The organism is Kitasatospora sp. Xyl93, from assembly GCF_055383135.1.
The window spans coordinates 7,656,441-7,669,119 of the sequence record NZ_AP029185.1 but is presented as its reverse complement, the minus strand read 5'-3'; the positions used below and the strand labels follow the sequence as shown (position 1 = coordinate 7,669,119).

Sequence of the window (12,679 nt, the reverse complement as noted above, 5' to 3'; positions counted from 1 at the left end):
CCGGTCAGTCCTCGGGGATGACGTGCCCGGCGACGTAGTCGGCCAGCCTGGTGACCGACCGCAGGTCGTCCTCGGTGATCTGCTCGACGTCGACCTGGATGTCGAGCGTCTCCTCCAGCTCCAGGATCAGCTCGATGGTGCCGGCCGAGGTGAGCCCGAGGTCGTCGAACAGGCAGGCGTCCTGCGGGATCTCGGGCAGTTCGCGCTTGAGCACGCGCGGCAGGAGCTCGCCGATGCCGTGCAGGACGCGCTCGCGCAGTTCGGGGTCAGTGGTCTGGACCACGGCTTCTGACATGGGTGTCCCGTCCCGTCGTACGTGGGATGTGTGCTCCGGGGCCTGCGGGCGCCCGGGGGCTCTAGAGGTGGTGCGGGGATCCGACGTCGCGGTGCGGACGGCGGCCGCCGACGCGACCGGCGGGCCGTCAGTACCGCATCGCCATCGCGGAGAAGGTCGCTCCGACACCGGCGGCGGCGATCAGGTAGTGGTCGCCGCGGCGGAGCAGCCCCCGTGTGATGGCGGTGTGGAGATTGATGAGGCTGTCCGAGGCGAAACTGTGCCCGACCGACCGCACGTTGTCCAGCACGACTTTCTCGACCGGGTAGCCGATCCGGCGCGCGATCATCCGCCAGGAGGCCTGGTTGACGTTGTGCGGCAGGATCGCGGCCAGGTCGGAGAGGTCCAGACCGGCCTGGTCCAGGGCGGCCTCGATGGTCTCCACCATCACGTTCGGGTACTCGCGCTGGTAGCGGGCGAGCAGGTCCGGGTCCTCGGCCAGCCGGCCGTCGAACTCCGGGCGCTGGCGCACCACGAAGGAGAGCATCCGGTGGCGCTCGCCGCCGGCGCTGACCAGGCAGGCGGCCGCGCCCTCGGCGAAGATACCGGTCTCGGGCACCACCTGGGCGTCCCTGGTGAAGGTCTTCTCGCCGGTCAGCACCAGGGCGAGCGCCGCCGGGTCGGGGTCGGACGCGAGCAGCCGGCCGGCCAGGTCGATGGCCAGCAGGCCCACCGCGCAGGCGTGGTGGGTCACCGTGAAGGCGTTGGCGTGTGCCAGTCCACGGGTGTCGAGCAGGTCGTGCAGCGGGTTGAGCGGGTGGGGCACCGCCACCGGCATGCTGCGGGCGTGGATCACGAAGCGGATGTCGTGTTCGCGTCCGCGCAGCTCCGGCAGGTCGTCCAGGGCGGCGTCGAGCAGGTCGGGCAGCGTCCCGGCCGGGTCCAGGCGCAGCTGGTCCAGGCCGTGGAAGCGGCGGAAGAGACGGAGTTGACGTGGGGTCAGGCCGATGCGCTCGCCCACAGCCTCGATCGGAACGGCGTGCGGGGGGAGGTGAACGGCCACTGCCTCCAGTGCGGTCACGCGGGCTAGTATTCCGACGCCCGCCGGGTCGCACAAGTGATCTCGGGCCCTCCTCCGTCGCCGCCGCCCCCCGGAAGCCGTCAACCGCCTTCCAGCGCGGCCGCGTTCACCCCCGTGCCGTCGAGCAGGTGGGAGATCTCTCATGCCGAACCCTGAACCCCGCTACCCCGGAGCCCCGTTGAACCAGGAGCTGGTGGCCCTGCTGGTCGAGGTGGCCGGTGCGCCGCCCGGCTGGGCGCGCCACGTCACCCCGGACGCCCGGCTGGACGGCGACCTGCTGCTGGACGAGGACGAACTCGCCGACCTGGCCGAGCGGCTGCGCGAGCGGTTCGGCCCGCGGGCCGACCTCGCCGCGCTGCGCGCCGGGCTGGACCTGGCCGCCCTGGAGGCCCTGACCGTCGCCGACGTGCAGCGACTGCTCCCCGAGGAGGACACCCGATGACCAGGTACCTGCTGGTGGTGCCACCCCTGACCGGACACGTCAACCCGGCGGCGGGCATCGCGGCCGAACTGACCGCCCGCGGACACCAGGTGGCCTGGACCGGCACCGAGTCGGTGCTGCGCCCGCTGCTCGGCCCGCGCGCCGAGGTGCTCGGCACCGGCACCCGGGCGTTCCGGGCCCAGGGCGGACACGGGCTGGCCGCGCTGCGCTCGCTCTGGGAGGGCTTCATCGTCCCGTACACCCGCTTCACCCTGAAGCCGCTGGACGCGATCGTGCGGGAGTGGCGGCCGGACGTGCTGCTGGTCGACCAGCACACCCCGGCGGGCGCACTGGTCGCCCACCGGCACGCGCTGCCGTGGGCGTCCTTCGCCCCCGGGGCGATGGAACTGGGCCGCCCCTACCGGGCGTTGCCGCAGGTCGAGGCGTGGATGACCGGGCTGCTGCGCGGGCTGTGGGAGCGCGCCGCACTGCCCGCCGCGGAGTACCTGGACCCGCGCTTCTCCCCCCACCTGCTGCTGGCGACCACCGGCCCGGCGCTGACCGGCTCGGCCCCGCCGCCGGAGCACGCGCTCGTCGGCCCGGTGATCCCGGCCCGACCGCACGATCCGGACTTCCCGTGGCAGCGGCTGCTGCCCGGCCGGCGGCGGGTGCTGGTCACCATGGGCACGCTGGCCGGCGGGCTGGGCGCGGACTTCCTGGCCCGGTCCGCGCGGGCGCTGGAGCTGTACGGCGAGGACGTGCAGCCGGTGTTCGCCGGGCCGCGCGAGCTGCTGCCCGAACTCCCCTCGCGGGCCGTGGCGGTGGACCGGGCGCCGGTGCTGGAGCTGATGGCGCGCGGCGAGCTGGATGCGGTGCTCTGCCACGGCGGGATGAACACCGTGGGCGAGGCACTGGCGCACGGCCTGCCGCTGGTCACCGCGCCGATCCGGCACGACCAGCCGGTCGTCGCCCGCCAGGTGGCGGCGGCGGGCGCGGGGCCGCGGGTGCCGTTCGCGCGCGTCACGCCGGAACGGCTGGCGGACGCGCTGCGGGCCGTACTCGACACCACGGGGCACCGGGAGCGGGCGGTTCAGGTCGGGCGGGAGCTGCTGGCCGGGGGCGGCGCGGCGGCCGCGGCGGACCGCCTGGAGGCACTCGGCTGAGCGGGCCCGGACGGCCTTCCCCCTCCTCGGACCGGCCTCCGACCGGCCCGGACCCGCCCCTTCGGCCCCGCCCCTTAGCAGACCGGCAGAGCCCACGTCCATTGGTCTAGGCCATTGTTTCCGGGGCGGGGTTCACCCTAGGGTGTCGCAGCAGCACCGCCCTCCGCAGGTGCCCAGCCCCGCCTTCCCAGGTGCCGTGGCAGCCCATCCCCGCACGGGAGTTCCGGTTGATCGAGACCACGGGACTGCGCAAGTCCTACCGCAAGAAGACCTCCCGCCGCGGCGGCGAGGACCCCACCGTCGACGCCGTCCGCGGCATCGACCTGTCGGTCGCCGCCGGGGAGATCTACGGCTTCCTCGGCCCCAACGGCGCCGGGAAGACCACCACCCTGCGCATGCTGGCCACCCTGATCCGCCCGGACGGCGGACAGGCCGTCATCGCCGGGGCCGACCTGTTCACCGACCCCGCCGGGGTCCGGCGGCGGATCGGCTACGTCGCCCAGGGCGGCGGCACCACCGACAACGTCAGCGGCCGCGAGGAACTGGTGCTCCAGGCCCGGATGTACGGCGCGGCCAAGGCCCAGGCCGTCCAGGCGGCCGCGGACGCGCTCAAGGCCTTCGACCTCACCGAGTTCGGCGACCGCCCGTGCGCCACCTACTCCGGCGGCCAGCGCCGCCGGGTGGACATCGCGCTCGGGGTGATCCACCAGCCGCGGGTGCTGTTCCTGGACGAGCCCACGGTCGGGCTGGACCCGGCCAGCCGGGCGTACGTCTGGGAGGAGATCCGCCGCCTGCGCACCGAGGGCATGACGGTGGTCGTCACCACCCACTACCTGGACGAGGCCGACGCGCTCTGCGACCGGGTCGCCATCGTCGACCACGGCCGGGTGGTGGCCGAGGGCACCCCCGAGGTGCTCAAGCGCGAGATCTCCGGCGACGTCGTCCTGGTCGGACTGGACGGCGGGGAGGCCGCCTTCGAGCGCGCGGCCGAGGTGCTGCGCCCCCAGCCGTACCTGCACCGGCTGGAGCAGAACGGCGACGAGGGGCTGCGGCTGTACCTGGAGGACGGCGCCGCCGCGATCCCGCGGCTGCTGCGCGCCCTGGACGCGGCGGGCCTGACGCCCGGCACCGTGCAGCTCCAACGGCCCAGCCTGGACGACGTGTTCCTGGCCCGCACCGGCCGCTCGCTCCGGCAGTCCTGACCCCGCCGAACCACCCGGACCCGCACACCTCCCTGGGGAGACCGTGAAGCTCGCCCGCGACACCTGGCTGGTCTTCCAGCGCCAGCTGCTGCTCATGATCCGCACCCCGATCTGGATCGCCGTCGGCATCATCCAGCCGGTGTTCTACCTGCTGCTGTTCGCCCCGCTGCTCAAGAAGGTGCTCGGCCCGGAGGGCGCGAGCAGCTACGCCGACGCCTACCAGGTGTACGTGCCGGGGCTGTTGGCGGTGCTGTGCATCTTCGGCGGGCTGTTCACCGGGTTCAGCCTGCTCGGCGAGCTCAAGGCCGGCATCATCGAACGCTCCCGGGTGACCCCGGTGAGCCGGCTGGCACTGCTGCTCGGACGGGCGATGCGGGAGATGGTGGCGCTGCTGGTGCAGGCCGTCCTGATCACCCTGATCGCGCTGCCGTTCGGGCTGCGGGTGAGCCCGCTGAACCTGCTGCTCGCCTACCTGCTGCTGGGCCTGCTGGCGCTGATGACCTCGGCGATCTCCTTCGGCATCGCGCTGATGGTGCCGACCGACGCGGCGATGTCGCCGGTGGTCAACACCATCGCGCAGCCGATCGCGCTGCTCTCCGGGGTGCTGCTGCCGCTCACCCTGGCACCGGAGTGGCTGCAGCAGGCCGCCAGGTGGAACCCCTTCTACTGGGCCGTGGAGGGCATGCGCGCGCTGTTCTCCGGGCACGCCGGGGACAGCGCGGTCTGGCAGGGGCTGCTGGTGGTCGCGGTGATGACCGTCCTGGCGGTGTACTGGTCGGCCCGGCTGTTCTCCACCCGGGTGCGCTGACGGACGGAACGGCGCAGGAGCACGGCGCGGGAACGCTGCGCAGACACACGGTCGAGGGGCCCGGCTCGCGATGAGCCGGGCCCCTCGGCCGTCCCCGTGGGCTCAGGCGGCCATGAAGGCCGCCAGCTTCGCCACACCGTCGATGATCTGCGCCTGGGTCAGCGAGCTGACCGACAGCCGCAGCCGCCGCTCGCCGCCGCCCGCCGGGTAGAACGGCGCCATCGGCGTCCAGAGCACGCCGAAGTCGCGGGCGCAGCGCTCCATGGCCGCCTCGTCGGCGAGGAACGGCACCGTCAGCACGGCGAAGAAGCCGCCGTCCGGCCGGGTCCAGGAGATGCCCAGCCGGCGCCGCACGGAGGCCGGGAAGTGCCGGTCCAGCTCCCGCAGCAGGGTGTCCATGCCGGCCGCGTAGTGGGCGGTGGCACGGGCGTTGGCGGCCCGCAGGTTGCAGTCGTGGGCCAGCAGCATGCCGCCGATGACGGCCTGGCTTAGCGCGGGCGTGTTGACCGTCGTCATGCTCTTCAGCCTGGCCAGCTCGTCCGCGAGCAGGCCGCGCCGGCCGTCGGGGCCGGCCACCTCCTGGTCGGCGACCAGGTAGCCGACCCGGGCCCCGGGGAAGCAGGTCTTGGCGAACGAGCCCAGGTAGACGACCTGGCGGCGGCGGTCTAGCGCCTTGAGGGTGGGCCGCGGCCCCGGGGTCCGGGAGAAGAAGCCGTACGGGTTGTCCTCGATGACGAGCACGCCCTCCTCGGCCGCCGCCTCCAGCAGCGCGGTGCGGGCCGCGACCGGCATGCTGGCGCCGGAGGGGTTGGCGAAGTCCGGGACGACGTAGAGGGCGCGCGGACGGCGCCCCTCGGCCCGCACCGCGCGGGCGGCCTCCCGGACCGCCGCCGGGTCGGGGCCGCCGTCCCCGCCCTCGGGGACGGGCCGGACGGTCAGGTCGAGCAGCCGGGCGGCGCCGGTCACGCCGACGTAGCAGGGCGAGCTGACCAGCAGGACGTCGTCCGGTCCGGCGCACAGGGCGCGCAGCGTCAGCAGCATGCCCTCCTGGGCGCCGACCGTGACCACCAGGGCCTCCGGATCGACGGTCAGGCCCTCGTCGTTGGCCAGCGAACGGGCGACCAGCTCGTTGATGACGCCCTTGGTCGGGCCGTACTGGAACAGCGCGGTGCGCACCGCGTCCCGGCCGAGGCCGCGGTCCGCCAGGTGGGCGAGGTAGGTCTCCAGGTGGCCCGCGACGTCCTCGGGCTCGAAGAAGCCCTCGTAGGGGCGGCCGGGGGCGAAGGAGACGGCGTCCGGGTAGCGGGTGGTGACCTCGTTGAGGAAGGTCATCGCGTCGAGCAGCGGATCGGCCAGGGAGGCGTGCAGGTCGTCCAGGGAGAGCTTCACCGCAGCGCCCTCCGGAGGCGGTCGGCCGCGATGGCCTGGGCCTCGGCCGCCGCGTCCAGGGTGCCGGTCATCGCGAAGAAGCCGTGCGGCATGCCCGGGTAGCGGCGCAGCTCCACCGGGACCCCGGCGGCGCGCAGCGCCTCGGCGTACTGCTCGCCCTCGTCCCGCAGCGGGTCGTACTCGGCGGTCAGGACGGTCGCGGGCGGCAGTCCGGCCAGGGTGGCGGCGCGCAGCGGGGAGGCGTACGGGCTGGCACCGTCGCCCTGGTCGGCCAGGTAGTGGCCCCAGTACCAGGCCACCGAGCGGCGGTTGAACAGCGCCGGGTCGTCGTGGGCGCGCAGCGACGGGGTGTCGGCGCCGTGGTCGGTGTTGGGGTAGACCAGCAGCTGGTGGCGCAGGGCGGGGCCGCCCTCGGCGCGCAGCAGGAGGGTGAGCGCGGCGGTGAGGTTGCCGCCGGCGCTGTCGCCGCCGACCGCGAGCCGGTCCGGGTCGATGCCGAACTCCTCGGCCCGTTCGACCAGGTGCAGCAGCGCGGCGCGGCAGTCGTGCAGCGCCGCCGGGAAGGGGTGTTCGGGGGCGAGCCGGTAGCCGACGGAGGCGGTGACGCAGCCGACGGCGTTGGTGAGCCGGCGGCAGATCGCGTCGCTGGTGTCGGGCGAGCCGAGCGTCCAGCCGCCGCCGAACAGGTAGAGCAGGGCGGGCAGTCGGCGGCCGGACGCCTCGGGGCGGTAGAGCCGCAGGGCGAGTTCGCCGCCGGGGCCGGGGATGCGGTGCTCCTCGACGGCGGCGACCGGTTCGGGCGTGCCGGCCGCCGCGCGGATGTCCGCGAGGTCGGCGGCCCGGGCCTCGGCGAGGGTCAGGGTGTAGAGCGGTGGGGTACCGCTGCCGGCGCGCCGGGCGCGCAGCGCCTCGGCCTGGGGGTGCAGGGGCATGGGCGGGTCCGTTCGGTGCGGAGGTGTCAGCGGTCCGCCTCGACGTAGATGGTCTCGTCGGTGCGGAAGGCCGTGTCGAGGTCGGCGACGTCCGGCCGGGTGCCCTGCCGGTAGGCGCACTGGCGGATCCGGTCGGGGTCGAAGCCGGCCTGGGTGAGGACGTGCCGCAGCTCGTCCCCATCGTAGATCCACTGGTGCCCGAAGTACCGGAAGATCTGGTTGACCAGGAAGGCCGGGCGTGCGGGCATCGGCGGGCCGAAGCCGAGGGTGGTCAGCCGGCGCCGGTGCCTGGCCAGGAAGCCGTCGTCGGTGGCGTAGCCGACCAGGTAGCGGGCGAGGTCGGGGGTGGTCAGGCGCAGGACGCCGCCGGGGCGCAGCACCCGGCGGGCCTCGCGCAGCCAGTTGACGGCGACGGGCATGGTGACGTGCTCGATCAGGTGCTCGGCGTACACCCAGTCGACGCTGTCGTCGGCGAAGGGCAGCGGTTCGGCGATGTCGAGCCGGGTGAACCAGCGGTCGCCGTCGACCCGGTAGAGGGTGCCGGGCTCGGTCGCCGTGTCGGGGCTGCGCAGGGTGGCGAGGTCGGTGCCGAGGCCCTCCGGGTGGGCGGTCCGGAAGGCGGCGAACTCGATGCCGGTGATGCCGAGTTCCCGGAGGCCCATGTGGTCGCGCGGCAGACCGCCGGGGTACGCCTGCAGCGTGTCGCAGGTGGCGACCCGCGCGCTGAAGGCGTCCAGCCGGGGGGCCAGCCCGTCGGGGTCGTCCCAGTCCCAGCCCGGAAATCTCTCGCTCTGCTCGGTCATGTGTCGGACCCTCCTGATGGGAGAACGCGGTTCGGGTACGGCGCGGTTCAACGGCCGCGCCCGCGGGGGCCGGGGCCCGGATTCGGTCGGCCGCTCGGGGGTTCGGGTGTCAGCCGGCCGGGCAGGGCCAGGGCGCCAGGGCCGTGCGGTCCAGGTCGGCGAGCCGGGGGCGGCCCAACAGGGCCATGGTGTGCTCCAGTTCCTCGCGCAGCAGGTCGAGCACCCGGTGCACCCCGGCCTCGCCGTCGGCGGCCAGGCCCCAGAGGGCGGGGCGGCCGACCAGCACGGCGCGGGCGCCGAGGGCGAGGGCGATCGCGAGGTCGGTGCCGCTGCGCACGCCGCCGTCGAACAGCACCGGCAGCTCGGCGGGCACGGCCTCGACCACCTCGGGCAGGGCTGCCAAGGCCGGTACGCACCCGTCGAGTTGACGGCCGCCGTGGTTGGAGACCAGGACGGCGTCGACACCGTGCTCGACGGCCAGCCGGGCGTCCTCGGCGGTGAGGACGCCCTTGAGGACCAGCGGCAGCCGGGTGCGTTCGCGCAGCCAGGCCAGGTCGGACCAGGTCAGGGTGGGGTCGAACTGCTCGCGGGCGTGTTCGGCGATGCCCGAACTTCCGCCGGTGGCGTGGTGGCTGGCGGCCATCAGGGACTGGTCCAGGTTGACCGCGCGGACGTCGGGCGGGACGGCGAAGCCGTTGCGCAGGTCGCGCAGCCGTCGGCCGATCCTGGGAGCGTCCACGGTCAGCACCAGCGCCCGGTAGCCGGCCGCCTCGGCACGTTCCACCAGGGCGGCCAGGGCGGCACGTTCGCGCAGCCAGTACAGCTGGAGCCAGAGCGGGCCGGTGGCCGCCGCGGCGATCTCCTCCACCGTCCGGCTGGCGAACATCCCGGCGACCAGCAGGGCTCCGGCCCGGCCGGCGGCGCGCGCGGTGGCGGTCTCGCCCTCCGGGTCGACCAGCCGGTGGTAGGCCATCGGGGCGATTCCGAGCGGCAGGCGCAGCGGCGCGCCGAGGAGGGTCAGAGCGGGGTCGCAGGCGGAGACGTCGACCAGGGTGCGCGGGCGCAGCGCATGGCGGCCGAACATCTCCCGATTGGCCGTCAGGGTGCGTTCCGCACCGCTGCCGCCTTCGATGAAATCCCGGATTTCCGGGGGGAGTCGGGCGTGCGCCGCACGCTCGATCCCGGCGAGCGTGAGAGCTCCCACGGGCATTCCTCGTTCCAGGACGGCCACGCGCGGGCCGGTCCTGGTTGGGCAGCGTAGGAGCAACGACCACATTGGTATAGACCTTGATTTGACCAAACGTCTGTGCCATGGTCTGGCCACGGAATTGACCGTTGGGTTTGTTTTAACGGCGTTCATGTCAAATCCCCTCACTTGTGTGGAGCCGCGTTGACCGGCTTTTCCCCCTCCGTACTTCCGGCTGCCCTCCTGCCGCACTCGGACGCCCCGGACTCCTGGGTCGACCGGCTGCTGCTGGCCGGCCCCGGCGGCGAGGAGTGCCTGCGCCTCGGCGCACCGCTCGACCGGGACGCCCTGCGCGCCCTGGTCGCGGAGCAGTCCGACCGGCTGGCGGCCGCCGGGCTCGGCCCCGGCGGGACGGCGGCGCTACGGCTGCCGCCCTCGGTGGCGTTCGTCGCGGTGCTGCTGGCATGCTGGCGACTGGGCGCCCAAGTCGCCCTGCTCGACCACCGGTTGACCGACCACGAGGTGGACGCCGCGGTGGCGCGGCTCGCCCCGCAGGTGCTGGTAGGCTCCGCCCATCGGTCCGCGGCGGCCCTGCGCGGCTTCTCCGAAGTCGAGCCGGTGGCCGTTCCGCTGGCGGACGGGCGCCCGGCCCGCACCGGGCACGCGTTGATCCAGCTCAGCTCCGGATCCACCGGTCCGGCCAAGGTCATCGCCCGCACCGCGTCCGACCTGCTGCGCGAACTCGACTGCTACCGACGGCTGGTGGAGTTCCCCGGCGAGGGCGAGCGGGTCGTCCTGCTCTCCTCGGTGGTGCATGTGCTCGGCCTGGTCGGCGGGCTGCTCAACAGCCTGTACGCCCGGGTCGCGCTCACCGTGCCGGAGCGGATGACGGCGGCGGGCATCCTCGCCGAGGTCGCCGCGAGCGACCGGCCGACCACCCTGATCGGGGTGCCGTTCCACGCCGAACTGCTGGCGGGGGCGGTCGCTCCCCCGCCGCTGCCCCGGCTGCGGCGGATGGTCGTGGCGGGCGAACTCGTCCGCCCGGGACTGCCCGCGCTGTTCACCGAGCGCTACGGCGTCCCGCTCGGCACCATGTACGGCATGACCGAGACCGGGGTCATCGCCACCGACCTCTCCGGTACGCTCCACCCGGCCAAGCGGCCCGTTCACGGCATGGAACTGCGCCTGGTGAAGGGTGAGTTGCAGATCGGTGCGACGTCCTCCCCGTACCCCGGGCTGGACGATCCGACCCGCTGGTCGGACGGCTGGCTGCACACCCGGGACGCGGCCGAGCTGGCCGCCGACGGCCTGGTCACCGTGCTCGGCCGACTGGACTCCCAGGTCTCGATCGGCGGGCTGAAGGTCGACCTCACCGAGGTCGAGCAGACGCTCACCGCGCTGCCCGAGGTCCGCGAGGCCGTCGTGGTCTTCGACGGCGGCGCGATCGAGGCCTACCTGGCGACCGAGCCGGAGGCCGAACTCGCCTCCGTCCAGGAGGGGCTGGCCCGCCGCCTGGCCGCCTACAAGCGGCCGCGCCGGCTCGCCCGGCTGGACCGGCTCCCCCGCACCGCCACCGGAAAACTGCTGCGCGACCCGGCCGCCCTGCGCGCGACCGCCGCCGCCCCCGACTGACCCGCCCCCGACTGACCCGTGCGCGGCCGTCGCCGGCCGCACCCCGTTCCGTCCGCACCACCACCCCGACAAGGAGCCCACCACCATGCAGGACCGCATCCGCGCCTTCGTCCTGGCCGCACTCGCCGAGATGCAGTACGACGTCTCCGAGGTCACCGGGGACACCGACCTCGGCCCGGCCGGGCTGGACCTCGAATCGCTCGCGCTGGCCGACCTGTCCGTGCAGGTCGAGGACGAGTTCGGGATCAAGTTCGACCTGGACGAGATGGAGACCACCGCGCTGATGACGCTGGACGAGTTCACCGCCGACGTCGCCCGCCGGATCGACGCCCTCGCCACCACCTCCGGCAGCGCCGCGTGACCGGCTCCCCGCTCCCCGACGGCCTGCCGGACCGGGCCGAGGTCCTGACCATGCTGGCGGCGTTCGGGCAGCGCGCCGTCGACACCGTGCCCGAGGACCTCGGCTCACTCGAACTGACCTGGCTCGTCGCCGAGTTCGAGCAGCGGTACGGGCTCCAGCTGGACCTGGACGACGACCGCTTCGGCGCGGTGCGCACCGTCGACGACGCCACCGGCCTGCTGCGCGAGGCCGTCCTCGCCGACCGCGCGGGCGCACGGCCGTGATCCCCGCCCGCACCGGCTCCGGGCCGCCGGGCCGGGCGCCCGGCCGCCCGGTGCTCACCGGTGCCGGGGTGCTCAGCGCCGCCGGGCGCGGGCTCGACGCACTGACCGAGGCCACCGCCCACGGCAAGTCCCTGTTCGGCCCGGTCACCCGCTTCGACGTGAGCGCCCGCCGCACCACCCGCGCCGCGCTGTTCCCCGACACCGGCCCGCCGGCCCGCCGCCACCCGCTGGCCGGGGCCGTGCTCGACGCGATCGGCCAGGCCTGCCGACAGGCCGGGCTGACCGCCGCCGAGGGCGCCGGCCTGCCCGTGCTGCTCGCCCTGCACAGCGACGGACACACCCGCGCGACCGCCGACGCGGTGGCCGCCGGAGTCCGGTCCGACTGGGGCGCGCCGGGCGTCACCCGGGTCTACAACGGCGCCTGCGTGGCCGCCGCGACCGCCGTCGCCGACGCGGGCGCCCTGGTGGCCGCCGGACGGCACGAGCGGGTCCTGGTCGCGGCCGGGCACCTCGTCGAACCGGGCGTCTTCGCGGTCTTCGACGCCGGACGGGCGCTGGCCCGGGACGGCGAGGCGCGCCCGTTCAGCGCCGGCCGCACCGGCACCCTGCTCGCCGACGCGGCCGCCGCCGTCCTGGTCGAATCCGCCCCCGCCGCCGAACGGCGCGGCGCACCCGCGCTCGCCCGGCTGGCGGGGTGGGGCCGGGCCGGGGACGCCCACCACGTCTGCCGCCCGGAACCGGAGGGGGACGGGGCGGCCCGGGCGATCGGGGCCGCGCTCGCGCGGGCGGGCGTCGATCCGGCCGAGGTCGGCTACGTCAACGCCAACGGAACCGGCTCCACCCTCGCTGACCGGGCCGAGGCCCGCGCCCTGCGGCGGGTGTTCGGCACGCACACCGACCGCCTGCCGGTCAGCTCCAGCAAGTCCGTGCACGGGCACGCCCTGGAGGCCTCCGCACTGCTCGAACTCGTCGTCACGGTCGGCGCGTTGGGCACCGGACTGCTCCCGGTCAACGCCGGCTGGCTCGGCCCGGACCAGGACCTCGCGCTGGACCTCGTCCTGGACGGCCCGCGCGCCGCCCGCCCCTCGTACGCCCTCAGCCTCAACTCCGCCTTCGGCGGCGCCAACACCGCGCTGCTGCTGGCCCCGGGATGACAGCCACCGC

At 74.8% G+C, this 12,679-nt stretch carries 14 protein-coding genes; 8 read left to right on the top strand and 6 right to left on the bottom strand.

Translation table 11 applies throughout. The annotated features are described in order from the left end of the window. Window positions 1-4: 4 nt before the first annotated feature. Together ACZ5GH_RS33275 and ACZ5GH_RS33270 are read right to left on the bottom strand one after the other, a co-directional pair. Window positions 5-295: a phosphopantetheine-binding protein gene (locus ACZ5GH_RS33275; RefSeq protein ID WP_387753373.1), complete on the bottom strand. Its 291-nt coding sequence runs from the start codon at window positions 293-295 to the stop codon at window positions 5-7. A 127-nt stretch (window positions 296-422) separates the two neighbouring features. Continuing rightward, window positions 423-1,355: a 3-oxoacyl-[acyl-carrier-protein] synthase III C-terminal domain-containing protein gene (locus ACZ5GH_RS33270; protein ID WP_387753375.1), complete on the bottom strand. Its 933-nt coding sequence runs from the start codon at window positions 1,353-1,355 to the stop codon at window positions 423-425. A gap of 142 nt (window positions 1,356-1,497) precedes the next feature. Between ACZ5GH_RS33270 and ACZ5GH_RS33265 the strand changes: the two genes are divergently transcribed. The 4 genes from ACZ5GH_RS33265 to ACZ5GH_RS33250 all read left to right on the top strand — a co-directional run bounded on the left by ACZ5GH_RS33265 (window position 1,498) and on the right by ACZ5GH_RS33250 (window position 4,949). After that, on the top strand, window positions 1,498-1,797 hold the full coding sequence (locus tag ACZ5GH_RS33265; protein WP_464336146.1) for a hypothetical protein: 300 nt from the start codon (window positions 1,498-1,500) through the stop codon (window positions 1,795-1,797). Further along, window positions 1,794-2,939 (top strand): glycosyltransferase, encoded by a 1,146-nt coding sequence (locus ACZ5GH_RS33260; protein WP_464336145.1) that lies wholly within the window; start codon window positions 1,794-1,796, stop codon window positions 2,937-2,939. Before ACZ5GH_RS33265 ends, ACZ5GH_RS33260 begins: the two co-directional genes overlap by 4 nt. A 227-nt stretch (window positions 2,940-3,166) precedes the next feature. After that, a complete protein-coding gene (locus tag ACZ5GH_RS33255; RefSeq protein WP_387753382.1) occupies window positions 3,167-4,141 on the top strand; it encodes an ATP-binding cassette domain-containing protein in 975 nt (324 codons plus the stop codon). 43 nt (window positions 4,142-4,184) lie between these two features. Further along, window positions 4,185-4,949 (top strand): ABC transporter permease, encoded by a 765-nt coding sequence (locus ACZ5GH_RS33250; protein WP_464336144.1) that lies wholly within the window; start codon window positions 4,185-4,187, stop codon window positions 4,947-4,949. 102 nt (window positions 4,950-5,051) lie between these two features. On the opposite strand, the gene ACZ5GH_RS33245 is transcribed toward ACZ5GH_RS33250, so the two are convergent. The 4 genes from ACZ5GH_RS33245 to ACZ5GH_RS33230 form a co-directional block, all read right to left on the bottom strand. Then, entirely contained in the window at window positions 5,052-6,338 is a 1,287-nt protein-coding gene (locus ACZ5GH_RS33245; protein ID WP_464336143.1) for an aminotransferase-like domain-containing protein, read from the bottom strand. Then, on the bottom strand, window positions 6,335-7,270 hold the full coding sequence (locus ACZ5GH_RS33240) for an alpha/beta hydrolase (protein WP_464336142.1): 936 nt from the start codon (window positions 7,268-7,270) through the stop codon (window positions 6,335-6,337). Before ACZ5GH_RS33240 ends, ACZ5GH_RS33245 begins: the two co-directional genes overlap by 4 nt. Before the next feature lie 26 nt (window positions 7,271-7,296). Then, window positions 7,297-8,073: a class I SAM-dependent methyltransferase gene (locus ACZ5GH_RS33235; RefSeq protein WP_464336141.1), complete on the bottom strand. Its 777-nt coding sequence runs from the start codon at window positions 8,071-8,073 to the stop codon at window positions 7,297-7,299. A gap of 109 nt (window positions 8,074-8,182) precedes the next feature. Further along, window positions 8,183-9,283: an alpha-hydroxy acid oxidase gene (locus ACZ5GH_RS33230; protein ID WP_464336140.1), complete on the bottom strand. Its 1,101-nt coding sequence runs from the start codon at window positions 9,281-9,283 to the stop codon at window positions 8,183-8,185. Window positions 9,284-9,463: 180 nt separating this feature from the next. On the opposite strand from ACZ5GH_RS33230, the gene ACZ5GH_RS33225 reads away from it, so the two are divergent. From ACZ5GH_RS33225 to ACZ5GH_RS33210, 4 genes are all read left to right on the top strand, one after another. Further along, window positions 9,464-10,891, top strand: a complete 1,428-nt coding sequence (locus ACZ5GH_RS33225; protein ID WP_464336139.1) for a class I adenylate-forming enzyme family protein — start codon at window positions 9,464-9,466, stop codon at window positions 10,889-10,891. 85 nt (window positions 10,892-10,976) lie between these two features. Further along, the gene (locus ACZ5GH_RS33220) at window positions 10,977-11,252 is read left to right on the top strand and encodes a phosphopantetheine-binding protein (RefSeq protein WP_380449672.1); all 276 of its coding nucleotides are present in this window, start codon (window positions 10,977-10,979) and stop codon (window positions 11,250-11,252) included. Then, the gene (locus ACZ5GH_RS33215) at window positions 11,249-11,515 is read left to right on the top strand and encodes an acyl carrier protein (RefSeq protein WP_387753400.1); all 267 of its coding nucleotides are present in this window, start codon (window positions 11,249-11,251) and stop codon (window positions 11,513-11,515) included. Before ACZ5GH_RS33220 ends, ACZ5GH_RS33215 begins: the two co-directional genes overlap by 4 nt. Next, window positions 11,512-12,669, top strand: a complete 1,158-nt coding sequence (locus ACZ5GH_RS33210) for a beta-ketoacyl synthase N-terminal-like domain-containing protein (RefSeq protein ID WP_387753403.1) — start codon at window positions 11,512-11,514, stop codon at window positions 12,667-12,669. Before ACZ5GH_RS33215 ends, ACZ5GH_RS33210 begins: the two co-directional genes overlap by 4 nt. The last annotated feature ends 10 nt before the right edge of the window (window positions 12,670-12,679 follow it).